The sequence below is a fragment of the Vallitalea sediminicola genome (genome assembly GCF_054408565.1).
Window position 1 is genome coordinate 1 of the sequence record NZ_BTPT01000040.1, and the last position, 24,631, is coordinate 24,631.

The 24,631-nt window shown below is 30.4% G+C and carries 20 protein-coding genes and 1 other annotated feature; of the genes, 19 read left to right on the forward strand and 1 reads right to left on the reverse strand.

All coding sequences use genetic code 11. From position 1 onward, the window contains the following. Window positions 1-241 precede the first annotated feature (241 nt). The 13 genes from ACX6CF_RS17145 to aspS all read left to right on the forward strand — a co-directional run bounded on the left by ACX6CF_RS17145 (window position 242) and on the right by aspS (window position 15,776). Window positions 242-2,452, forward strand: coding sequence for a RelA/SpoT family protein (locus tag ACX6CF_RS17145; protein WP_458786581.1), 2,211 nt, complete (start codon window positions 242-244; stop codon window positions 2,450-2,452). A 57-nt stretch (window positions 2,453-2,509) separates the two neighbouring features. Next, window positions 2,510-2,959 (forward strand): D-aminoacyl-tRNA deacylase, encoded by a 450-nt coding sequence (gene dtd, locus ACX6CF_RS17150; protein WP_458786582.1) that lies wholly within the window; start codon window positions 2,510-2,512, stop codon window positions 2,957-2,959. A gap of 72 nt (window positions 2,960-3,031) precedes the next feature. Next, window positions 3,032-3,658: an MBL fold metallo-hydrolase gene (locus ACX6CF_RS17155; RefSeq protein ID WP_458786583.1), complete on the forward strand. Its 627-nt coding sequence runs from the start codon at window positions 3,032-3,034 to the stop codon at window positions 3,656-3,658. 30 nt (window positions 3,659-3,688) lie between these two features. Next, window positions 3,689-5,176 carry a coproporphyrinogen dehydrogenase HemZ gene (hemZ, locus tag ACX6CF_RS17160; RefSeq protein ID WP_458786584.1) on the forward strand — a complete coding sequence of 496 codons (1,488 nt, stop codon included), beginning with the start codon at window positions 3,689-3,691 and terminating at the stop codon, window positions 5,174-5,176. 422 nt (window positions 5,177-5,598) lie between these two features. Continuing rightward, on the forward strand, window positions 5,599-6,993 hold the full coding sequence (gene trpE, locus ACX6CF_RS17165; RefSeq protein WP_458786585.1) for an anthranilate synthase component I: 1,395 nt from the start codon (window positions 5,599-5,601) through the stop codon (window positions 6,991-6,993). A gap of 26 nt (window positions 6,994-7,019) precedes the next feature. Next, window positions 7,020-7,595 (forward strand): anthranilate synthase component II, encoded by a 576-nt coding sequence (locus ACX6CF_RS17170; RefSeq protein WP_458786586.1) that lies wholly within the window; start codon window positions 7,020-7,022, stop codon window positions 7,593-7,595. Next, window positions 7,592-8,605, forward strand: a complete 1,014-nt coding sequence (gene trpD / locus ACX6CF_RS17175) for an anthranilate phosphoribosyltransferase (protein WP_458786587.1) — start codon at window positions 7,592-7,594, stop codon at window positions 8,603-8,605. The genes ACX6CF_RS17170 and trpD overlap by 4 nt, the downstream gene beginning before the upstream one ends. A 13-nt stretch (window positions 8,606-8,618) precedes the next feature. Next, window positions 8,619-9,404: an indole-3-glycerol phosphate synthase TrpC gene (gene trpC / locus ACX6CF_RS17180; RefSeq protein ID WP_458786588.1), complete on the forward strand. Its 786-nt coding sequence runs from the start codon at window positions 8,619-8,621 to the stop codon at window positions 9,402-9,404. Next, entirely contained in the window at window positions 9,394-10,008 is a 615-nt protein-coding gene (locus ACX6CF_RS17185; protein ID WP_458786589.1) for a phosphoribosylanthranilate isomerase, read from the forward strand. The genes trpC and ACX6CF_RS17185 overlap by 11 nt, the downstream gene beginning before the upstream one ends. A 41-nt stretch (window positions 10,009-10,049) precedes the next feature. Beyond that, window positions 10,050-11,225: a tryptophan synthase subunit beta gene (gene trpB, locus ACX6CF_RS17190; protein ID WP_458786590.1), complete on the forward strand. Its 1,176-nt coding sequence runs from the start codon at window positions 10,050-10,052 to the stop codon at window positions 11,223-11,225. A 148-nt stretch (window positions 11,226-11,373) separates the two neighbouring features. Continuing rightward, window positions 11,374-12,165, forward strand: coding sequence for a tryptophan synthase subunit alpha (trpA, locus tag ACX6CF_RS17195; RefSeq protein ID WP_458786591.1), 792 nt, complete (start codon window positions 11,374-11,376; stop codon window positions 12,163-12,165). Window positions 12,166-12,284: 119 nt separating this feature from the next. Beyond that, window positions 12,285-12,520 (forward strand) — a binding site (T-box leader). 126 nt (window positions 12,521-12,646) lie between these two features. Continuing rightward, the gene (gene hisS, locus ACX6CF_RS17200; protein WP_458786592.1) at window positions 12,647-13,924 is read left to right on the forward strand and encodes a histidine--tRNA ligase; all 1,278 of its coding nucleotides are present in this window, start codon (window positions 12,647-12,649) and stop codon (window positions 13,922-13,924) included. 58 nt (window positions 13,925-13,982) lie between these two features. Next, window positions 13,983-15,776, forward strand: a complete 1,794-nt coding sequence (aspS, locus tag ACX6CF_RS17205; protein ID WP_458786593.1) for an aspartate--tRNA ligase — start codon at window positions 13,983-13,985, stop codon at window positions 15,774-15,776. A gap of 123 nt (window positions 15,777-15,899) precedes the next feature. Here the strand turns inward: aspS and ACX6CF_RS17210 are convergent, their stop codons facing one another. Next, the gene (locus ACX6CF_RS17210) at window positions 15,900-16,730 is read right to left on the reverse strand and encodes a helix-turn-helix domain-containing protein (RefSeq protein ID WP_458786594.1); all 831 of its coding nucleotides are present in this window, start codon (window positions 16,728-16,730) and stop codon (window positions 15,900-15,902) included. Between the two features lie 187 nt (window positions 16,731-16,917). Here ACX6CF_RS17210 and ACX6CF_RS17215 point away from each other — a divergent pair, with 187 nt between their 5' ends. From ACX6CF_RS17215 to ACX6CF_RS17240, 6 genes are all read left to right on the forward strand, one after another. Further along, complete coding sequence (locus ACX6CF_RS17215) at window positions 16,918-17,940, forward strand: uroporphyrinogen decarboxylase family protein (RefSeq protein WP_458786595.1); 1,023 nt, start codon at window positions 16,918-16,920, stop codon at window positions 17,938-17,940. Window positions 17,941-18,071: 131 nt separating this feature from the next. After that, window positions 18,072-18,503 (forward strand): SoxR reducing system RseC family protein, encoded by a 432-nt coding sequence (locus tag ACX6CF_RS17220; protein WP_458786596.1) that lies wholly within the window; start codon window positions 18,072-18,074, stop codon window positions 18,501-18,503. A gap of 46 nt (window positions 18,504-18,549) precedes the next feature. Beyond that, window positions 18,550-19,440: a helix-turn-helix domain-containing protein gene (locus ACX6CF_RS17225; RefSeq protein ID WP_458786597.1), complete on the forward strand. Its 891-nt coding sequence runs from the start codon at window positions 18,550-18,552 to the stop codon at window positions 19,438-19,440. A 28-nt stretch (window positions 19,441-19,468) separates the two neighbouring features. After that, window positions 19,469-20,419 (forward strand): AEC family transporter, encoded by a 951-nt coding sequence (locus ACX6CF_RS17230; RefSeq protein ID WP_458786598.1) that lies wholly within the window; start codon window positions 19,469-19,471, stop codon window positions 20,417-20,419. 167 nt (window positions 20,420-20,586) lie between these two features. Beyond that, window positions 20,587-21,414, forward strand: coding sequence for a nucleotidyltransferase domain-containing protein (locus tag ACX6CF_RS17235; protein WP_458786599.1), 828 nt, complete (start codon window positions 20,587-20,589; stop codon window positions 21,412-21,414). A 64-nt stretch (window positions 21,415-21,478) separates the two neighbouring features. Next, the gene (locus tag ACX6CF_RS17240) at window positions 21,479-24,595 is read left to right on the forward strand and encodes an alpha-mannosidase (RefSeq protein WP_458786600.1); all 3,117 of its coding nucleotides are present in this window, start codon (window positions 21,479-21,481) and stop codon (window positions 24,593-24,595) included. Window positions 24,596-24,631: the final 36 nt, after the last annotated feature.

Below are 24,631 nucleotides of genomic sequence, written 5' to 3' on the forward strand. Positions count from 1 at the left end.
AGTAAAGGTCTTATTTTTATTATATAGAACATTTAACTAATTAATAACGTATAATACATATTAAATAATAATATATATTATCTTGTATATAAGTATGGTTAATAGATTAAAGTTTAGAGTGCAATAATTCTTGCATTTTGTAAGAAAAAAAACTATAATATATAGATATATTAGATTCATCAATAATTCAGTTTAAAAAACAAGAAATGCTAAATAAAATGTAAATAGAAGCGGTGATAAGATGCCTGATAAAATTTATATGGATTTATTAGAAGTAATAAGAAGATACCATCCATCAGAAGATTTTTCAATGATTCAAAAAGCATATCAACTTGCTAAGACAGCTCATGAAAGACAACTAAGAAAATCAGGGGAACCTTACATAATTCATCCCTTAGCAGTTGCTCATTTGTTAGCTGAATTAGAACTTGATAAAGAATCAATCATGGCGGGTATACTTCATGATGTTGTAGAAGATACAGAATACACAATAGAATATATTACAAATGAATTCAGTAGAGAAGTAGCTCTATTGGTTGATGGAGTAACTAAGCTTGAAAAAATTCCATATTCTACCGATAAAGAAGAAATTCAAGCAGAGAACTATAGAAAAATGTTTTTGGCTATGTCAAAAGATATACGTGTAATACTTATAAAGTTGGCAGATAGACTTCATAATATGCGTACTCTAAAATATAAGTCAGAAGAGAAACAAAAAAAGATTGCTAAGGAAACATTAGATATCTATGCGCCATTGGCACATAGATTAGGTATTTCAAAATTTAAAATTGAATTAGAAGATCTATCTTTCAGATACCTTAATCCAGATGCTTATTATGACCTAGTAGATAAAATTGCTAGAAAAAGAGATGATAGGATTAGTTTTGTTGATGAAATTGTAGTAGATATAAAAGGTGAGATAGATAAGATTGGTATAAAAGCAGAAGTAGATGGAAGACCAAAACACTTCTTTAGTATTTATAAAAAAATGGTTGGACAAAACAAAACTATCGATCAGATATATGATCTATTTGCAGTAAGAGCTGTTGTAGAATCTGTAAAAGATTGTTATGGAGTTCTAGGTGTAATTCACGAAATGTATAAACCAATACCAGGACGGTTCAAAGATTATATCGCCATGCCGAAACCTAACATGTATCAATCTTTGCATACGACTGTAATTGGTCCAGAAGGTGAACCGTTTGAAATGCAGATCAGAACCTATGAAATGCATAGAACCGCTGAATATGGTATTGCTGCTCACTGGAAATATAAAGAAGGTAAGACAACGGAATCTATGGAGCAGAGTGAAGAACAAAAATTAAATTGGTTAAGACAGATTCTTGAATGGCAGAGAGACATGTCTGATAACAAAGAATTCCTAGATGTTCTAAAATCGGATTTAGATGTTTTTGCAGACCAAGTATATGCATTTACACCCTCTGGTGATGTGATAGATTTACCAGCTGGATCAACGCCTATTGATTTTGCTTATCATATCCATAGTGCCGTAGGAAATAAAATGGTTGGTGCTAGAGTTAACGGTAAAATAGTTACATTTGATTATAAAATTAAAAATGGAGATAGAATTGAAATAGTAACTTCACAGAATTCCCATGGACCAAGTAGAGATTGGTTGAATATCATAAAAAGCTCACAAGCTAAAAGTAAAATTAATCAATGGTTCAGAAAAGAATTCAAGGAAGACAATATTGTTAGAGGTAAAGAGTTGATAGAGAAATATACCAAAGCAAAAAGTATACCTCTAAGCGATATAATTAAACCTGAGTTCACACAAGTTGTTAAAAGAAAATATGGTTTTAAAGATTGGGATGCAGTATGTGCCGCTATTGGTCATGGAGGACTAAAAGAAGGGCAGATAGTTAATAGGCTGTATGAAGAATACAATAAGAAAATAAAGACTATTAAGAAGGATACGGAAGTGATTGAAGAAGTATTTGATTTAAATACTTCAACTGCTAAACAATCAAAAAGTGGTATTGTAGTAAAAGGTGTGGAAGATCTAGCTGTCAGATTCAGTAAGTGTTGTAATCCTGTACCTGGAGATGAGATAATTGGATTTATTACTAGAGGAAGAGGTGTATCTATACATCGAACGGATTGTAGTAATATTATTAACTTATCAGAATTGGAAAGACATAGGCTAATAGAAGCTGAATGGCAGAATTTAGACGAAAAAGAGTCCAGTCGTTTGTATCAAGTTGAAATTCAAATAATTAGTTCAAATAGAGTAGGATTATTAGTTGATATATCAAAAGTGTTAACAGAAGAAAGAATACCTGTAAAATCATTGAATGCTCGTTCTATTAAAGGGGATAAATCTATCTTTAATGTAACTATGGATATTAATGGTGTGCATCAGCTCAACAAACTTACTAAGAAATTAAATAGCATTGAAGGCGTTGAGGAAATAATAAGAACTAATAGCTAATAGCTAAAATAATAGCAGTAATATATTTATTAACATGGAAGAAAGGATAGTAGTTTTATGAGAGTTATTATACAGAGAGTTAAACAAGCATCTGTAAAAGTTGAGGGGAAAGTAATAGGAGAAATTGGTACAGGAATATTAGTACTAGTGGGATTCTTAGATACAGATGATTCAAAAGTATATGATTATATGCTTGATAAAATAATAAACCTTCGAATATTTGAAGATGAAGATGATAAAATGAATTTATCTGTTAGAGATATTGAAGGTGAAATAATTATTGTTCCTAACTTTACTTTATATGGTGATTGTAGAAAAGGACGTAGACCTAGCTATTCATCAGCTGCTAAACCAGACAAAGCAAGGATTATATTTGAAGAATTCATAAAAAAAGCTAATGAAAAATATCATGGTATCAAGCAAGGGATGTTCCAAGCTGATATGAAGGTAGAGCTATTAAATGATGGACCTGTAACTTTACTTTTAGATAGTGATAAAGTGTTTTAGCATAGTGTAAGTCAAATTGATAGTAAAAGATTAATAGTTCTTAGCTATCATTTTGTAAGAGGAGGATTTATAATGAAAGTTAAAACAATGATGTTAGGTATTTTGCAAACAAATGTTTATGTTGTTTATGATGAAGAAAGTAAAGATGCAGTAGTGATTGATCCAGTGGGGGATGAAGATAGAATTATTAGATTTATAGAAGAAAATAATCTAATATTAATGGGAATTCTTGTGACACATGGACACTTTGATCATATCGGCGTGGTAGATGCTATAAGAGACAGGTTTGGAGTACCTGTATTTACTAGCGAAGAAGAAGGGAAAATTATGGCAGATCCAAACAGAAATTTATCTCTTAGTCTTATGAGGAAAGTTGTTTCTGTTGATAATGACGAAATTGTTGGAGATAAAGATACTCTTGAATTTGGAGAATTGAAATTTGATTGTATTGTAGTACCAGGTCACTCACCTGAAAGTGTGTGTTATTACAATAGTGAGAATGATATATTATTTTGTGGAGATACATTATTTGCTGGTTCTATTGGTAGAACGGATTTTTATGATGGACCAGAGAATGCATTGATTAATAATATTAAGAATAGACTTATGAATCTACCTGAAGAGACAAGAGCTTATCCAGGTCATGGTTTTCAAACAACTATTGGTTATGAGAAAAAAACGAATATATATATGTGTTAATAATTTATTTATTAGGAGTAGAGATATTAAATGTATTTATTACTAAAAGGTCATGATTATGAATATGAAATCAAAATGCTTCTAAATCTATTTTTCCATGATGAAAAATATGAGATAGTGGAAGAGGTGACAGCAGATGGTGTTACCATTGAAACAATAATATGTGAGGATTATTTCAAAGCAATATATTATAAAAATGGTAAAATCATAGAAACATCTTCCTTTGATAAAAATTATATTAAAGATTTACCCAGTGAATCTTTAGAAAAAAGAAAACAGTCAAAAAAATTGCTGAAAATATTACTTTACAATGTAGCTTCTAAAATAACTGGCATAAAACAACCTTGGGGAATCTTAACAGGCATAAGACCTACTAAGATAGTATTTGATTTAATAGAAAAATATGGTCATGAAGAAGAAAAAGTAAGATATTATCTTGAAGATTATTATAAAATTTCACCATTAAAAGTTGATTTGATGATGGAAATTGCAAGAAATGAAATTAAGATATTAAAAACTAATGAAGATAATGAAATCAACATATATCTAGGGATACCATTTTGTCCAACTAGATGTTTATATTGTTCTTTTACGTCCTATCCAATAGATAAATGGATATCTCATGTTATGGACTATTTGCATGCACTAGACAAGGAGATGCAATATGTTTCAAAAGAATTGTTAATAGGTAAGAAGGTCAAGACAATATATGTAGGTGGAGGTACCCCTACATCTCTAAATGCTCAGCAGTTAGAGGTATTTATGAGAATGATAAATAAGCATTTTAATGTTGAATCATTGGAAGAATTTACTGTAGAAGCAGGTAGACCAGATACTATTAATACTGAAAAATTGAATGCATTAAAAGAATATGGTGTGACTAGAATTTCAATTAATCCTCAGACAATGAATGACAAGACGTTAGAGATTATAGGTAGACGTCATACTGTCCGAGATATATATTCAGCGTATTCTAAGGCTAGAAAAGCAGGTTTTGACAATATTAATATGGATTTAATTCTTGGACTTCCTGGTGAAACTTTTCTAGATGTAAAACAAACAATGGAACAGATTAAGAAGTTAAACCCTGAGAGCCTTACTGTTCACACAATGGCTGTAAAACGAGCTTCGAGATTAAAAGAGACACTTGATAAATATGATTTATCAAGTGATAAGACAATTAGAGAAATGATAGATATGGTATATCATGAATCAAAATCAATAGGGTTGAATCCTTATTATATGTATAGACAGAAAAATATGGTTGGTAATTATGAAAATGTAGGTTATTGTTCTATAGGAAATGAATGCATATATAATATTGAGATTATGGAAGAGGCACAATCTATAATCGCTCTTGGAGCAGGAGCAGCTTCTAAAGTTGTATATAAACATGAAAATAGAATTGAAAGAATTGAGAATGTTAAGAATGTAGAACAATATATTAATCGTATTGATGAAATGATAGATAGGAAAAGAAAATTTTTTAATGAATCTAAAAATAATATTTACAAATAGATTAATATGTGTTATAATCTGATAAATATTTATAAATTCTGTGATTGGAAAGAGTACTTTTCTGAATTTATTACAGCGAGCCGTCGTTAGGTGTGAGGTACGGTATAGATGAAGGATAGGAATGGCTCCATGAGATGCTAAATGAAAGGTTGTAGACTGAGTAGTTGATGCCGGGAACTCCCGTTATTGAGTTAGGATATCGATAATATTCCGTATCTGAAATATAACATAGAATTGAGTGGTATAACGGTCTTTCGTCTCAACATGACGATAGTACCGTTTTTTTGTTTTATAAGTCTATGACTCTATTAGACATTTATATCACTGAATCTATAGTTGGGTGGCATTAGCGAAAAACCATTTCGTCCCAATAGGGGCGAAGTGGTTTTTTTCTGTATTAAGAAGTAAAAGGAGGTAGTGTAATGGATAAAATTAAACTTGTACCTTATGTGGAAACAATTTCAGGAGATATAGAAACGCCAATAACATTATTTAAGAAATATGTTAAAGATCAACAAGGTTTTCTCCTTGAAAGTAAAGAACTGCCAAAAGGAAGATATTCATTTTTATGTATAAACCCTTTTTTAATAATTAAAGCTTATGGAAATGAAATAGTTATTTATGAAAATGGTGTAGAAAAAAAAGAGAAGGGTAGAGCACTTGATACTGTTAAGTCATATATAGAAAAATATGATTTGATTAATACGACTAATATCCCATTCATAGGAGGAGCTGTAGGAACTGTAGGATATGACATAATAAGACAATATGAATATCTACCAAAAGAAAATGTTGATAAAATGCATTTACCAGATTTACATATGATGTTCGTTAAAGAACTAATTGCATATGACCATTTTCTTAATAAGATAAATATTATTGTTTTAGAAGAAGAGGACAAAGAATCAAGTATGAGAGCTAACAAAAAGATAGTTGATATAAATAATGAATTGCAGAAAAATATATTAAATGAAAAGATGACTGAAAGTAAAGGTAAAGTAATATTTCACAGTCATAACGATCAGGAAGAGTTCGAAGATGCTGTTATAAGAGCTAAAAGATATATTTATGAAGGTGATATTTTTCAAGTGGTTCTTTCAAGAAGGTGGAGTGGGAAAAGTGATATACATCCATTTGAACTTTATAGAAAACTTAGACAAGTCAATCCATCTCCATATATGTTTTATTTTAATTTCGGTAGTTACCATGTTATAGGTAGTTCACCTGAGATGCTAGTTGAATTAAGAAAAGGTAAAATACTTAATTGTCCTATAGCAGGAACAAGAAGAAGAGGATCAACTGATGAGGAAGATAAACTATTGGCTGAAGATCTACTGAATGATGAAAAAGAAAAAGCAGAACATGTTATGCTAGTAGACCTTGGTAGAAATGATATGGGAAAAGTCTCAAAAATATCCACCGTTGAAATAAAATCTTTTATGAAAGTACAGAAATATTCTCATGTGATGCATTTAGTATCATTAGTTGGTGGCAGTAAAAGAGAAGATAAAGATATGTTTGATGTATTGATGAGTTTCCTTCCAGCAGGAACTTTATCTGGAGCACCTAAAATTAGGGCTATGGAAATTATTGATGAATTGGAGAACGAAAAACGAGGCATATATGGTGGAGCTATTGGCTATTTCGGATTTGATGGTGATATGGATATGTGTATTGCAATAAGAACTATGTTAGTTAAAGATGATACATTGTATTTACAGGCAGGAGCAGGTATAGTAGCTGATTCTGACGCAACAAAAGAATATGAAGAGACAGAGAATAAAGTAAAAGGTCTGATAACAGCAATTAACAGCTGATATTATTTTAGAAGGAGGACTTCATAATGATAATAATTATTGATAACTATGATTCTTTCACATATAACTTATATCAATATATTGGTGAATTTGAAGAAGATATAAGAGTGTATAGAAATGATAAAATTACAGCAGAAAAAATATTAGAACTCAATCCTGATAAGGTTATTATTTCGCCAGGGCCAGGCACACCAGATGATGCTGGTAATTGCCTAGATATTATAAAAAACATTAGTAGTAGTATACCAATACTAGGGATATGCTTAGGACATCAATGTATTGGTAAAGCATTCGGTGGTAATATTACTCATGCTAAAAGCTTGTACCATGGAAAAAGTAGTTTGATTAATCATAATAACAGAAATATTTTTATAGGTGTAAAAAATCCATTAAGAGTTGCAAGATATCATTCATTAGCAATTGAAAAAGGTAGTTTGCCCCTATGTTTAGAAAACATAGCTACCACAAGTGATGGGGAAATCATGGCAATTAAACATAAGCAGTTAGATATTGTAGGATTACAATTCCATCCTGAATCCATTATGACAGATGAAGGAAAAAAACTAATTAAAAATTTTATAGATAAGGAGTGCTGTATATGATTAGAGATGCTATTGAAAAATTAAGATCAGGTAATGACCTGTCAGAGATAGAGATGATAGATTGTATTGAGAAAATAATGACAGGAAAAGTCAGCGAAAGTTTAATAGCTAGTTTTTTAACTGCTATGACAATCAAAGGTGAATCAATACAAGAAATAACTGGTGGTGCAAAAGTTCTTAGAAGAAAATCAGTTCCAATGAATCTTAATGATTTATATACAGTAGATACATGTGGGACTGGTGGAGACGGTTTCTCAACATATAATATTTCAACTGCTGTATCAATATTAATAGCGGCAGCAGGAATCCCAGTAGTTAAACATGGGAATCGTTCTGTATCTAGTAAATGCGGAAGTGCAGATGTGCTAGAGACACTAGGTATCAATATCAATCTTACTCCTGAACAATCAGAATCAATGGTAAGGGATATTGGTATATGCTTTCTATTTGCTCCAAAATATCATCAAACAATGAAATATGTTGCACCTGTTAGAAGGGAATTAGGTTTTAGAACAATATTTAATATACTGGGTCCTTTGGCCAATCCTGCAAGAGCAAAAGCACAGATAGTCGGTGTTTACAATGAAAATATGACAGATAAAATTGCACATGTGTTAAGTAATATAGGAGTTAAAAGAGCCTTAGTGGTTCATGGTAAAGATGGTTTAGATGAATTGACTATTACATGTAATAGCAAAGTAACAGAATTAAATGATAAATGTATTAAGACTTATGAAATTGATCCACAGATGTATGGAATTAATAAAGCTGAATTGGTTGATATTACAGGAGGTACGGTAGAGGAAAATGCTGAGATAATTAGAAAACTATTGGACGGAGAAAAAGGTCCTAAGCGAGATATATTAGTACTTAATGCAGGAGCTGCTATTTATGTTGCTGGTAAAGCAGATTCACTTGAACAAGGAATAAATATTGCAAGGAACATACTGGATTCAAAAAAAGCAAAGGCAAAATTAGAAGAATTTATTAGTTACTCAAATAGCATTTAGTGGAGGTAATGAAATGGGAGAGAGAATATATCTGGAAGATATTATTAGATTAAAGAAAAAGAGAATCATAGAAAAAAAATATAATGGACATATATTATTACAAAAAATCAGTAAAACAAAAGATAGACCATCATTTTACGATGCAATAAAAAAAGATGGCCTATCTATTATAGGAGAAATAAAAAAAGCTTCACCATCAAAAGGTTTGATTAAAGAAGATTTTGATCCTGTAACATTATCAAACATATATAATGATTCAGTTGATGCAATTTCGGTACTTACAGAAGAAGATTATTTTCTAGGTAAAGATAGTTATCTTAGAGAGGTGAGTGAGAATGTTGATATACCAACTCTCTGCAAAGATTTTATAATAGACAAGAATCAAATATATAATGCCAAATTACTAGGTGCAAGCTGTGTATTACTAATCGTCTCCATATTAGACAAAGAAAAGCTTAATGAATTTATAGCTATTGTTCATGGATTATCTATGGATGCATTAGTGGAAGTTCATTCCATAGAAGAAATCAATATAGCATTAGAGGCAGGGGCAAAGATTATCGGTATTAACAATAGAGATTTAAAAACTTTTAAAACTGATATAAAAACTACTATGCAATTAAGAAAATATATACCTAAAGATTGTTTAGTGATTAGTGAAAGCGGTATTGACAGATTAGATTGTATAAAAGAATTAAAAAAGGCTGATATAAATGGGGTTCTGATTGGTGAAAGTTTCATGAGAAGTAATAACATAAGTGAAATGGCAAAGGAGATGAGGCTCTTATATGATACCTGAAATAAAGATATGTGGAATAAAAAACATTCAAGAGATAGAAATAATCAATAAGTACCCTGTCTGTTATATAGGATTTATATTTGCAAAGAGTAAAAGACAAGTTACAGAAAATGATGTAAAAGAAATGAGAAAGCATATTAGACAAGATATCAAGGTTGTAGGAGTGTTCGTTAATGAAAATATAGAATATGTAAATAAAATAGTACAATCTTGTAAGTTAGATATAGTACAGCTTCATGGAAATGAAGATGATGAATATTGTGAAATGATACATTGTAAAGTATGGAAGAGTATTGCTGTAAAAGATGAGAGTAGCATAAAAATAATTGATTCATATAGCCATATAGCTGGTATTTTATTAGATACTTATCATAAAGGCAAAAGTGGTGGTACTGGTAAGGTTTTTAGTTGGGATTTGGTGAAGAAAATCTCTATGAGCAATCATCTTATATTAGCTGGAGGCTTAACTCCCCAGAATATAGTTCAAGCAATTGAAATAGTAGAACCTCAGGTTATTGATATGAATTCAGGTGTAGAAACTAACCTTATAAAAGATGAAAAAAAGATAAAAGAATTATTTGATTCTATTCAATTTATCAAATAAAGGGAAATATATATGTCAAAAAAGTACAGGAGGAAAAAAGAATGAAAAGAAAATTTGGTGACTTTGGAGGACAATATGTACCAGAAACATTAATGTATCCTCTAAAAGAATTGGAAGAAGCTTATGAGAAATATAAAGAAGATGAAGAATTCATTAATGAGTATAAGTATTATCTAAAGGATTATGTAGGTAGACAATCACCTCTGTATTATGCAAAACGATTAACTAAGTACTTTGGAGGTGCTAAGGTTTATCTAAAAAGAGAAGACCTTAATCATACGGGAGCACATAAAATCAATAATGTAATTGGTCAACTATTATTAGCAAAAAGGATGGGAAAGACTAAGGTCATAGCAGAAACTGGTGCTGGACAACATGGTGTGGCTACTGCAACAGGTGCTGCACTGTTTGGTATGGAATGTACAGTTTTTATGGGAGAAGAAGATATAAGAAGGCAAAAACTTAATGTTTTCAAGATGGAGTTGTTAGGAGCCAAAGTACAACCCGTAGTATCTGGTACAGGAACATTGAAAGATGCTACCAATGAAGCAATAAGACAATGGGTTAAGTTGGTTGAAGATACTTTCTATGTAATAGGTTCAGTAGTAGGTCCTCATCCATATCCAACGATGGTTAGAGATTTTCAGAGAATAATCGGTGATGAAGCTAGAAAGCAGATATTAGAAAAAGAAAATAGGCTACCAGATGCAGTTATTGCATGTGTTGGTGGAGGGAGCAATGCGGCAGGTATATTCTATCCTTTTATAGAGGATAAGGAAGTATCACTGATAGGAGTTGAAGCAGGAGGAGAGGGTATTGATACAGGCAAACATGCAGCGGTACTATCAGATGGTGCAGAGGGAAAAGTCGGAGTTCTACATGGTATGAAAACATATCTATTGACTGATGATGATGGTAATATAAAACCAGCTTTTTCTATATCAGCAGGGCTTGATTATCCTGGAACTGGACCAGAACATTCATATCTACATAATTCTGGTAGAGCAAAATACGAAGCAGTTACAGATAAAGAAGCAGTTGAAGCATTTAGATTATTATCTGAAATTGAAGGTATTATACCAGCCCTAGAAAGCTCCCATGCAGTTGCATATGCGCTTAAAGTTGTTCCTAATATGGATAAGGATGAGATTGTTATCATTAATATATCTGGTAGAGGAGATAAAGATGTACAGACCATTTTAGAGATTTCAAATTAAATGATTGATATAGAGTCAGCGATTATTAAGTTTTATTGAACAAAGGAAGATATATTGTTTTTTTGAAATTGTATAGATGATTAAGTTTCATATATATAGTATATAAATTAAAAAAATAAATTAATAAAAATTATGGAGTTGATAATAGATGAATAGAATAAATAAGAAATTCGAGGAACTACAATTAAAAAACAAAAAAGCTTTTATTGGATATATAACAGCAGGTGATCCTAGTATCGAAAAAACAGAAGAGTTTGTTTATGCTTTAGAAAAAGGGGGAACAGATATTGTTGAATTAGGTATTCCTTTTTCTGATCCGTTAGCTGATGGACCTACAATACAAGCTGCTGGAGCGAGAGCATTAAATGCTGGTGTTACTGTCGACAAAATTATGGATTTAGTTAAAGATATCAGGAAAAATACGGAGATCCCTCTTTTGTTTTTAGTATATTATAATACTATCATTATTTATGGAAAGGAAAGGTTCATTAAGGCATGTGAAGAAATAGGTGTTGATGGATTAATAATACCTGATTTACCCCTTGAAGAAAGATATGAATTAGAAGAGATAATGGATTATGAAAAACTTTGTCTAATACCTCTAGTCGCACCTACATCAAAAGATAGAATAAAAAAAATTATCGAAGGATGTAATGGTTTTGTATATTGTGTATCATCATTAGGGGTAACAGGAGGAAAATCTAACTTTTTTACAGATATTAGAACTTATCTACAAGATGTCAAAAAAAAATCCAATCTGCCAATAGCAGTAGGGTTTGGTGTTTCAACCAAAGAAGATATAAAAGAATTAGAAGGATATGTAGATGGTGTCATAGTAGGTTCAGCTATAGTACAAGAAATAGAACGATCCAAAGGAAATATAGTAGAATTAGAAAAATACATTGAGAATTTGAGAACGGGTCTTTATTATGATAAATAAGATTAATTACAAAATAATAAAATAAAATTATAAAAGGACAATTTAGGAAAAAATAAAATAGTACTTGACAAATGAGGAATAAACTAATAAACTGTAAGAAACTATTTTTATAAAATTATGTAAAATCGTTGACGAGGAAAAGTAGATTATTACCACCTATACAGAGAGAGAAACCATTAGCTGCAAAGTTTCTTATAGACAATAGTTGAAAGACACCTCCAAGTGATTCATTGAAAGATAGATTCAAGTAAATGAATACGGTTAATCGCCGTTAACAGATTCAAGAGTGGAAACTAAGGTTTCTATTAGGGTGGTACCGCGGAATGAATATGATTATATACATCTCGTCCCTGACTATTAAGTCAGTGACGGGATTTTTTTATTATAATGAAAAGTTTTACTATCATTTTCTTGAAATCTATAACTTGAATTATTAATATAATTTGAAATAAAAATAAGTAATGTCAAAGGAGGTTTTTAAATGTTGACAAATGCACCAAGAGGAACGAAAGATATATATGGTAGCTATATGAATACATGGAAAAAGCTTGAAGATACGGTTAATGATATATGTGCTAATTTTGGTTTTAATGAAATAAGGACTCCAATATTCGAGCATACAGAACTTTTTCAAAGAGGTGTTGGAGAAACTACTGATATTGTTCAAAAAGAAATGTATAGCTTCACTGATAAGGGTGATAGAAATATTACACTCAAGCCAGAAGGAACAGCTGGTGTAGTTAGGGCATATCTAGAGAGAAAGATGTATGCTGATGCACAGCCTACTAAGCTATTTTATATAACACCTGCCTTTAGATATGAAAGACCTCAAGCTGGAAGATATCGTCAGTTTCACCAGTTTGGTGTGGAACTTTTTGGCTCGGATAAGCCATCAGCAGATGCAGAAGTTATTTCTCTTGCTGCTAATATGTTGAAAAATCTTGGAATAACTAATGTAGAACTTCACATTAACAGCTTAGGTGGACCAGAATGCAGAAAAAAATATAATAACACATTAAAAGAATTCTTAAGTAAAAATATAGATTCATTATGTCCGACTTGTTTAGAAAGATATGAGAAGAATCCATTAAGAATTCTGGATTGCAAGAATGAAAAATGTCAAGCAGTGTTAACAAATGCACCTCTTGCAAAAGATGAACTTGGTGCTGAATGTAAGGAACACTTTGAAGAACTACTTAGTTTATTAGATTCTATGGAAATTGATTATGTAGTTGATCCATGGATTGTTAGAGGATTGGATTATTATACTAGAACAGTATTTGAATTCATATGTAACGATATAGGTGCGCAAGGAACTGTATGTGGCGGCGGAAGATATGATAAATTAATTGAAGAATGTGGTGGTACATCTACTCCAGCAGTTGGATTCGGTGCAGGAATAGAGAGATTAATTATGACTATGGAAGCTATGGGTGGTTCTAAAGAAGATAAACCTATTCGTGATATCTATTTAGGATACGTAGGAGAAAATGCCAAGAAAACAACTTTTGCACTTGTTAATGAGCTAAGAAATAATAATATATCTGCAGAGACAGATTTAATGTCTAGAAGTGTAAAAGCCCAAATGAAATATGCCAATAAAATTGGCTCCAGATTTTCAGCTATAATAGGTGATAATGAATTAGAAGAGAATTCTGTAAGACTTAAAAATATGGAAACAAGAGAACAGACTGATTTGAATATCGAAGAAATAGTTAAATTCATGAAAAATAATATTAACAATGTATCTAATAAATAAGATGTTTAGGTATAAAATAAATTAATAATGAAATATTATTAGACTAGGAGGTAACAATATGAGTGAATCAATGCAAGGATTGAAGCGAACGAATAAATGTACAGAGGTAAGTGCTAAGAATATTGATGATAAAGTGACTGTAATGGGATGGGTTCAAAAAAGAAGAGATTTAGGCGGTGTTATATTCATCGACCTTAGAGATAAAACTGGATTACTTCAAATAGTTTTTGATGCAAGCAGTATTGGAGACGAAGGATTTGCAAAGGCTGAAAAGCTCAGAAGTGAATTTGTAATTGCTGTAGAAGGTATTATTGAAAGTAGATCTGATGAAACTATTAATCCTAATCTTAAAACTGGAGAAATAGAAGTTAGAGCTCATTCACTTAGGATATTATCAGAAGCTGAGACACCACCTTTCCAAATTGAAGAGAATAGTAATGTAAAAGAAGATTTAAGATTAAAATATCGTTACTTAGATCTTAGAAGACCTGATTTACAAAGAAATCTTATCATGAGACATAAAGTAGCTATGATTACAAGAGATTTTCTAAGTAATGAAGATTTCCTTGAGATTGAAACACCAATGCTTACTAAGAGTACTCCAGAAGGAGCTAGAGATTATCTAGTACCAAGTAGGGTTCATCCAGGTAATTTTTATGCATTACCTCAATCACCACAGATTTTCAAACAATTATTGATGTTATCAGGTTATGATAGATATTTCCAAATAGTTAAATGCTTCAGAGATGAAGACCTTAGAGCTGATAGACAACCAGAATTTACACAAATTGATATGGAATTATCATTTGTCGACCAAGAAAAAATCATAAATATTAATGAAAAACTAATGCAAAAGCTATTTAAGGAAGTAATGGATATTGATATTGAAATACCAATCCAAAGGTTAACTTATCAAGAAGCTATGGATAGATTTGGTTCTGATAAACCAGATCTAAGATTCGGTATTGAATTAGTCGATTTATCCAGTATAGTAAAAGATTGCGGTTTCAAAGTGTTCTCAGCAACTGTAGCAAACGGCGGAAGTGTTAGAGGTATTAATGCAGAAGGATTAGGTAATCTTCCAAGAAGACAAATTGATGCATTAGGAGAAATAGCTAAGACATACGGTGCTAAAGGAATGGCATGGATTGTTATTAATGAAGATGGAACTTACAAATCAGCCATAACTAAATTCTTAACAGATGAAGAAGTAGAGAATATGGTAAAAGCTATGAATGGTAAACCAGGAGACTTATTATTATTCTGTGCGGATTCCAATGATGTGGTATATAGCACTCTTGGAAACTTAAGACTTGAAATTGGTAGAAGACTTGAGCTTCTTGATAATTCAGTGTTCAAATTTGTTTGGGTTACTGAATTCCCATTACTTGAATGGAATAAAGAACATAAAAGATATACTGCTATGCATCATCCATTCACAATGCCTATGGAAGAAGATTTACAGTATCTAGAATCTGATCCTGGTAGAGTTAGAGCTATTGCATATGATATGGTTCTTAATGGATGTGAACTTGGTGGAGGTAGTATAAGAATTCATCAAAAAGATATTCAAGAGAAAATGTTTGCAGCACTTGGATTTAGTAAAGAAGACGCTTATGATAGATTTGGTTTCTTATTGAATGCATTCAAATACGGTGTACCACCACATGGCGGATTAGCTTATGGATTAGATAGAATCGTAATGCTTATGACACATTCTGATAGTATTAGAGACGTAATAGCTTTCCCTAAAGTAAAAGATGCATCTTGTCCAATGACAGAAGCTCCAGGTACTGTTGATGATAAACAGTTAAATGAATTAGGACTAAAAATTGATACTATTGAAATCTAATAGATAGAGAAATAATAAAAGGTGCTGTTTCACATATATAATAATCAGCATCCGTAAGATACCTAAACAGAGTACATCTTACGGATCATTGATAAAATATATTGTGAGACAGCACTTTTCTTTTTATATCTGTAATTTCCTATAAAGAGATGGTGAAAAATTAGTCTGTACTTTAAATATCTCAGAAAAATAATTTTGACTTGAAAAACCCAGATGTATACTTATTTCTTTTATTGACATATCTGTACAGGTTAATAACGATTTCGCCAAAGTTATTTTTTTATTGATTATATATTGAAGAGGAGTCATGTTAAAATATTTCTTGAATATTTCAATAAAATAATTATTGCTAAAACCTGCTAGATCAGCTAATTCTCTAACAGATATGTTTTTGCTGATATGCTTTTCGATATATTCGTTGATGGTATACATATCTTGAGAAAGTTGATTTTTCCTTAAGCTGATACTATTACTAGCAGTATATATATATTCGTGTAATAGCTCATACAATTTGGAATTATAATAAAAAGAGTTTCCTATATATTCTTTATGATAAGTTTTAAGCATTTCATTGAAGATGTTAATAACTTTATGCATGTCTTTACATTTAATCTTAGTAGGATAGTCAACAATATCAAATAAAGAGTTTTCACCAATATGTGCAGTGAAATGACACCAATACTTAATGGCTTTTTTGCAATCATGTATTTTAAAAGATTGTATAGTATTTCCTGGAAAATAATATAACTCACCTTTATTTACAACAAAATCTATATTATCATATTTCAACCATATACTTCCGTCTAACACTATTCCAATACTATCATACTCAAATAAATGATTATTACTAATCCATGAATGATTACATACAGTATAACCACCATTTATAAAATTAGGTTTAACATTCTCAAATACTTGATTAAGTATTTTGGTATGACTTATCGTTTTATCCAAGTTACTCACCTCTTTTATTTTATTATTATCATAGAAAAAGTATAGGATGTTTGAAATTATAAGTCAATAGTTAAAATGTATTCAATCTGAATTTTGTTTAACAATACATTAATTTTTTCTATATAAAAGGATATGGGTATAATCTATACTATAAAGAAATAGATGTATTCATTATAGGAGGATTAATATGACTGGGAAAGAACGTATAAGAGCAACTTTTAATAGAGAGAAAACTGATAGAAATCCATTTTGGAAAGGTAATCCAACTATAGAAGCTGAGGAAATAGTATGTGAACATTTTGGAATACCTACAGAGGATAAAATTTTATTAAGTGAAAAATTCGAGGATGATTTTGTTTGGCTTCCAGCAGGGATGGCATGGAAGCATCCTAGTGGAGAAGGAATGTTTGAAGCAGTAATAGGTCATAGAGAAACATTAAGTGAAGGCGGGAAATATGCTGATATCAAGTTGGAAGATGTAGATAAGATTCCATGGCCAAATCCAGAATATATTGATGTTGACGAATACATCAAAATTATTACAAGAGCCAATGAAAAAGGGTTAGCAGTATTTGGTGGAATGTGGTCACCATTTTTTCATCTAGTATGTGATTTCTTTGGAATGGAAAATTATTTTATAAAAATGTTTACAGAGCCAGAGATTGTTGAAGCAGTAACAGATAAAATAGTTGATTTCTACTTAAAAGCTAATCAAAGAATATTTGAAGCATGTAAAGGAAAGGATATCCTGTTTGGTTTCTTTTTTGGGAACGATTTTGGGAGCCAATTAGATTTATTAATTAGTCCTGATATGTTCAGAACATTCGTTCTTCCATCTTTTGAAAAGCTAGTTAGTCTAGGAAAAAAATATGAGTTAAAGGTAATGCTTCATTCATGTGGTTCTATTTATAAGGTGATACCTGACTTGATTAGTACTGGAATGGATGCATTACATCCGCTTCAGGCAAAAGCAAAAGGTATGTCAGCTGAGGAATTGGTTAAATATAAAGATGATATAATTTTTGTAGGTGGTGTAGATACTCAAGATTTATTGCCTAACGGGTCACCAGATGATATTATTAATGAAGTAAAAAGACTTAAGAGGATATTTGGTGATGGATTTGTTATATCTCCTAGCCATGAGGCATTACAAAGTGATGTACCATTAGAAAACATATTGGCACTGAAAAAAGTTTCTACTGAAATATGATAAGTAAAGATAAATAATATATACAATACAAAAAAATCCATAGACTTATAGTAAACATTTTGATACTATAAAGGAAATGGATTTTATTTTTGTTTTTCTTATACATTGGATTACTTTAGAGAGGTGAAATCATGGCAGAAACAGGCATCGTTATAAAAGAAGCAGGAAAATATGTAACAGTTAAACTTGAAAGAAGAGAAGCTTGTGCTAAATGTAGAGCATGTACAGCAGGTTTTGAAACCAAAGATATGATTATTGAAGCTGAGAATATATGTGATGCAAAAGAAGGGGATCAAGTTGAAATTTCATTGGAGCAAAGTAATTTCTTGAAAGCTGTAGTGATTATGTATACTATACCTTTGATATTCTTATTTATTGGACTAGGTATAGGTTATTTAATATCTTTTTCATTTGATTTACAGAATGTGGAGGTAATAGCTGTAATATGTGGATTTCTCCTTTTGGCACTTTCATACTTGCTTATTAGATCAAATGAAGATAGATGGAGAGATAAGAAATTTAGACCAATAGCTAATAATGTAGTTAGTCGCAAAGAAATATAATTATTCATAGAATTTACATGAATGTTAAAAACTAGGGGGTTGTATCATGAAATTTGATATTGCCAAAGCATCAAAAAAATTATCTCAATTAGACCTGAAATTTTGTAAAGGCTCTTTTGACATTGAGATGTTTTGGTTTAGAGTTATGACAGTTGAAGGTGAATGGAATATTGCAAGGCATACCCACTCTGCATATGAATTTCATTTTGTTGCAGATGGTATGTCAATGGTTAGAATGGATACTTATGAATTTAGAGTATGTAAAGGTGAATTCTATATAACTAAACCCGGTGAATACCATGAACAGATAAATATTGATAGTAGCAAATATGTTGAATACTGTATGAATTGTCATATTTCATTAAATAATGAGAATAACATTGAAGATTTGATAATATATAAATTCCTCAATGACAATAAATGCAGTGCTTTCAGAGACTACAACGGTACGATTAAAATATTTGAAAAAGTTCTTTATTGTGCATATTATGAGAAAATCGGTTATTATAATCAAATCCAGCTATATATTCTCTTGATTTTGATTTCATCTGTACAAGTTATTAGTAAGAATAGAGATTATAATTATGAAGTTCCAGTGAAACATAAAAAAGACGATTATAGATTTACACAAATAACACAATACATATTCGATAACATAGGTAATAAAGTAATTACAAAAGATATTGCTGATTATATGTATTTAAGTGAAAAACAGATTAATAGGATTATAAAAAAGAAAACAGATCTATCAACTAAACAATATATAAATAAAATCAAATTAAAAAAAGCTAAGGATTTACTAAAAAATACAGATTTACTTGTAAAAGAAATCTCAGAACAATTAGGTTTTTCTAGTGAGTATTATTTTAGTCAATTTTTCAAAAGAGAAGAAGGGTATCCACCTGGATTATTTAGAACTAATATAATAAATTTTTGATTTAAGTTAGTATTAAGGAGAAAATAAATTGGATAACATAATATTTACAATTAATGGTGTATTACCTATTTTTTTAGTTATATTAATGGGTTATATACTTAAACGATTTAAATTGATAAATGATGAATTTGTAAAAAAATCCACTAAAATTGTTTTTAAAGTAAGTTTACCATGTATGATATTTCAAAGTGTCAGTGGGGTTAATACAAAAGAATTATTCAGCACAGAAATAATTAATTTAATATTATTTTTATTTATTACTAATATAGTACTTTTTCTGCTCTCCATTCTCTTAGCTAAAAGGATCGTAGTTGATCTAAGAGCAAGAGGACCTTTTGTACAGGGCATAGTAAGAACTAATTTTGTTATAATAGGATACTCACTAATCATGAATTTATTTGGTGATATTGCTTTGGCAAAAGCAGCTTTGTTAACAGCATTTTTAGTTCCCATGTATAATATAATGGCTGTTATAGCACTTACTATTTTTCTGCCCAAAGAAAAATCTCAGAATAATGTCAAAATCACATTAGTTAATTTAGCAAAAAATCCTTTAATCATATCTATTTTTGTGGGATTAATATTTGCGTCATTACATATAGAATTGCCTGTGTTTATACATAATACAATTGAATATACTGGGACATTAACTTTACCCTTATCATTAATTTGTATAGGTGCGTTTTTTTCTTGGGATAAAGTTAAGGATAACTTTAATTATGCATTAATAGCAACTTTTCTAAAGACCATAGTTAATCCTCTAATAATATTGACTATAGCTTATTATTTAGGTTTTAGAGGGGATAATCTAGGTATCATATTAATTTCTGTTGCTTCCCCAACTGCAATTAGTAGCTTTGCAATGTCAGATGCTATGGATAATGATAGTCAATTGGCGGCGGCTATAATAATATTAACTACAGCTTTTTCTATAATTAGCATAATTGTCGGAATCAATATACTTGTAGGTTTGACTTAAGGGAAATTTCCTGGGACTTAATTTAATAATGTCCCAAAATATTAAATAAAAGTCTATTATAGATATTTTATTGATAGCATTCTCCAAATATAATAAAAGCATATATAAGTGTGCTTCTTATATTGGAGGATTTTTTTGTTTTGTATTTCAAAAGGAGGAGGTATAGATTGAAGAAACGTGATGAATTACTCAGCCAAGCAAGATATTATTGCAATGAGTTATCAAATCATAGTGTATTAAGTAAATATTGGAGCGAGATGTCACTTGTGCTTAAAGGAAGTACCGCTAGAGGTAATCCTGATCAATATTCTGATATCGATTTAGTATTTTTTTGTGACGAAAAAGTAAAAGATAAAATTGTAAAGGATTATTACAATCTTGGACTAATATCAAGACAAGATGGGGTTTTTATGAATTTGCCAGATTGGATAGGACATTATAATATTGAAACATATGAAAAATTGACAGAGTATTTTAGACTGAAGGATTATCCAGAAATATGGGAGTATACCAATGTAATAGTACTACATGATGAATTAGACCGATATAATAAAATCATAGATGAGTATAATACCTGTATTTTTGAAGATAGTATCATTGATGTTAAACAAAAATATCTAAAGTTACAGTTGACTCTAGATTGGTTGCGTCACCCATTAAAAAGAGGTGATGAAATATCAGTGATTCTTCATTGTTCTAAGATAATAAGATTAATATGTCAATTGAGTTATTTAATTGATGAACAAACCTATCCTCATGATAAATGGTTATTTCATTATTTGAAACAAACCAAATTCGGTAGTCAAAATGAAAATAGAATCATTAGATTAGGTAAGAATATTATAAGTAATGATCTGCCTTTGCAGGTAGATAAAGAAGTCGATGAATATAGTCAATACGCATTGGCTGATGAATTAATAACAGATTTAAAGAATCAAATACAATTAAAATTTGGAAATGAACCTTGGTTGGAAGAGTGGTATTTCTTTGTTTAGTAATTGCATTTTGATTTAATAAATAGATACTTGAGATCATAAAAATATTAAAGGAGGTTTTTCAATGTTTTTTGAAATAGAAAGAATAGGTAAGTTATTAGAAGAAATGAAGGAATTAAGATATGTGAAAAAAAACACTCTTGAGTCAATCCAGATGAAGGAAGGATTATACAAAGAGATAAGAGAAGCAGATGAATCTGCTGAGCCTTGGAAGACATTTAGTAAAGATGATAGATGGGGCGGAAAAGATAAATATGCTTGGTTTCGTGGGGAATTCAATGTAACAGAAGAATATGCAAACAAGAAATTGGTATATCAAGTACTTACAGGAAAAGAAGGCGAATGGGATGCAAATAATCCTCAATTCCTTATTTTTGTTAATGGTAAATTAGTGCAGGGACTTGATATAAACCATACTGAAATAATTTTAAGTAATAAATCCGTATTAGGTGAAAAATACACTGTTGATCTACAAGCATATAGTGGAACAATTGATAGTTTGTCAGAATGTAGAAATGTAGTTAGTGTATTTGATGATGTAGTAGAAAAATTATATTATGATATATATGTACCTCTAGAAGTAATAAAATTACTTCCAAAAGAAAATAAAGATAGAATAGATACTATAAAATTTTTAACTAATGCTGTTAACAAAGTTGACTTAAGAAAACCATATAGTTCAGAATTCTATGACAGTATTAATGATGCGTTAGATTACCTTGAAGATAAATATTATCATGAGTTCTGTGGAGATAAGAGTGTAGTTGCTAAGTGTGTTGGACATACACATATCGATGTAGCTTGGTTATGGGATTTGGATCAGACAAGATTAAAGGTTCAAAGAAGTTTTTCAACAGTTCTAGAACTTATGAATCACTATGATGATTATGTATTCATGTCTAGCCAGCCACAACTATACAAATTCTTGAAAGAAGATAGACCAGATTTATATAATCAAATTAAAGAACGTATTAAAGAAGGACGTTGGGAACCGGAAGGTGCAATGTGGGTTGAAGCAGATTGTAATCTAAGTTCAGGTGAATCTTTAGTTAGACAAGTTGTTTATGGTAAACAATTCTTTAGAAACGAATTTGGAATGGAAAATAGAATTCTATGGTTACCTGATGTATTTGGCTATAGTGCAGCATTACCACAGATTCTTAAAAAATCTTCTGTAGATTATTTTATGACAACAAAGATCAGTTGGAATGAATATAATAAATTACCTTATGATACTTTTGAGTGGGAAGGTCTAGACGGAACTAAGATTTTATCTCACTTTATCACAACAGCTAATTTTGATGATCTACCAGAAAGATTCTTTACAACATATAATGGATATATTGATCCAAACTCAGTTAAAGGTGCTTGGGAGAGATATCAACAAAAAGAATTAAGTGATGAAGTACTTATTAGTTATGGCTACGGTGATGGTGGTGGTGGACCAACTAAAGATATGTTAGAGATTTCAAAACGTCTTGAAAAAGGAATAAAAGGTTGTCCAGCGGTTAAGTTGACTACAGCTACAGATTTCTTTGAGACACTAGATAAAAATGTATCTGATAATCATAAATTACCTAGCTGGGTAGGAGAATTATATTTTGAATACCACAGAGGTACACTGACTAGTATGGCAAGAAACAAACGTTACAATAGAAAATCTGAGTTTTTATATGAGGATATTGAGTGGTTATCAACTATGGCTAATTTAGTAGATGGAACACCTTATCCAAAAGATGATATATATAATGGATGGGAAACTATTTGCCTTAATCAGTTTCATGATATAATACCTGGTTCATCAATTAAAAAGGTGTATGATGATTCTAAAGAGCAATATGAAGAAATAATTGCTAAGGGAAATGAAATTAAAGATAGCTCTATAGATGCTATTGCTAAAAATATTAATATAGATGAAAAATCCGTTGTAGTGTTTAATCCATTATCATTTGATAGAGCAGAAATAATTGATTTTGAATATCCAGCAGAGATAAGTGTATATGACGGTGATGAAAAATTATTAACTACTTATAATAATGGCGTTGTTACCTTTTATGCTAATATACCTGCAAAAGGTTATAAAGTATTTAACATAAGAGATGAAGAAGTTAAAACTGCTAATGAATTAGTAGCTGATAATAATCATCTAGAAAATGAATTCTTCGATATAAGATTAGATGCTAAAGGACATATCATTTCATTATTAGATAAGAGAGTTAATAGACAAGTATTAAAAGATGGTGAGAGAGGTAATGTTCTTCAAGCATTTGAAGATAAACCTCATAACTGGGATGCATGGGATATTAATATATATTATCAAGAAAAAATGTGGGAAATGGATGATGTAGAAAGTATTAATGTAATAGAAAGATCTTCCTTAAAGGCAACTTTAGAAATTAAAAGGAAATTCTTAGAATCTACAATAACTCAATTAATGACTATCTATCATGATATACCAAGAATTGATTTTGATACTACTATTGACTGGAAGGAAAAACATATACTTGTAAAAGCAGCATTCCCTGTAGATATTCATACAGATAAAGCTACTTATGATATTCAGTTTGGTAATGTTGAAAGACCTACACATTGGAATACAAGTTGGGATACTGCTAAATTCGAGGTATGTGGCCACAAGTGGGCTGACTTGTCAGAAGATGATTATGGTGTAAGTTTATTGAATGATTGTAAGTATGGTCATGACATAAAAGATGGTAACATGAGATTAACATTATTAAAATCAGCAACTGTACCTAATGAAGATGCTGATAGAGAAGTTCATAACTTCAAGTATTCATTGTATCCTCATATTGGTGATTGGAAAGATGGTGGTACTGTTAAAAAAGCATATGAAATCAATGTGCCAGTACACACTTGTGTAGTTGACTCCAATCAAGGGACAATGCCTAAAGAGTTATCATTTGTAAATATTGATAGTGATAACGTTATTGCTGAAGTTGTTAAGCAAGGAGAATATAGTGATGATATTATAATTCGTGTACATGAATGTTATAATAGAAGAACTAATGCTACGATTAAATTCTTTAAAGAAATAAAAGAAGTTGTGGAATGCGATTTAGAAGAAAGAGAAGTTTATAATAACATAGAAACTTCAAATGGTGAATTCCAATTCGTAATAAAACCATACGAAATTAAAACATTCAAGTTAATATTGAAATAGATTACAAGACAAAGGGGGCTGTATTTTTGATACAGC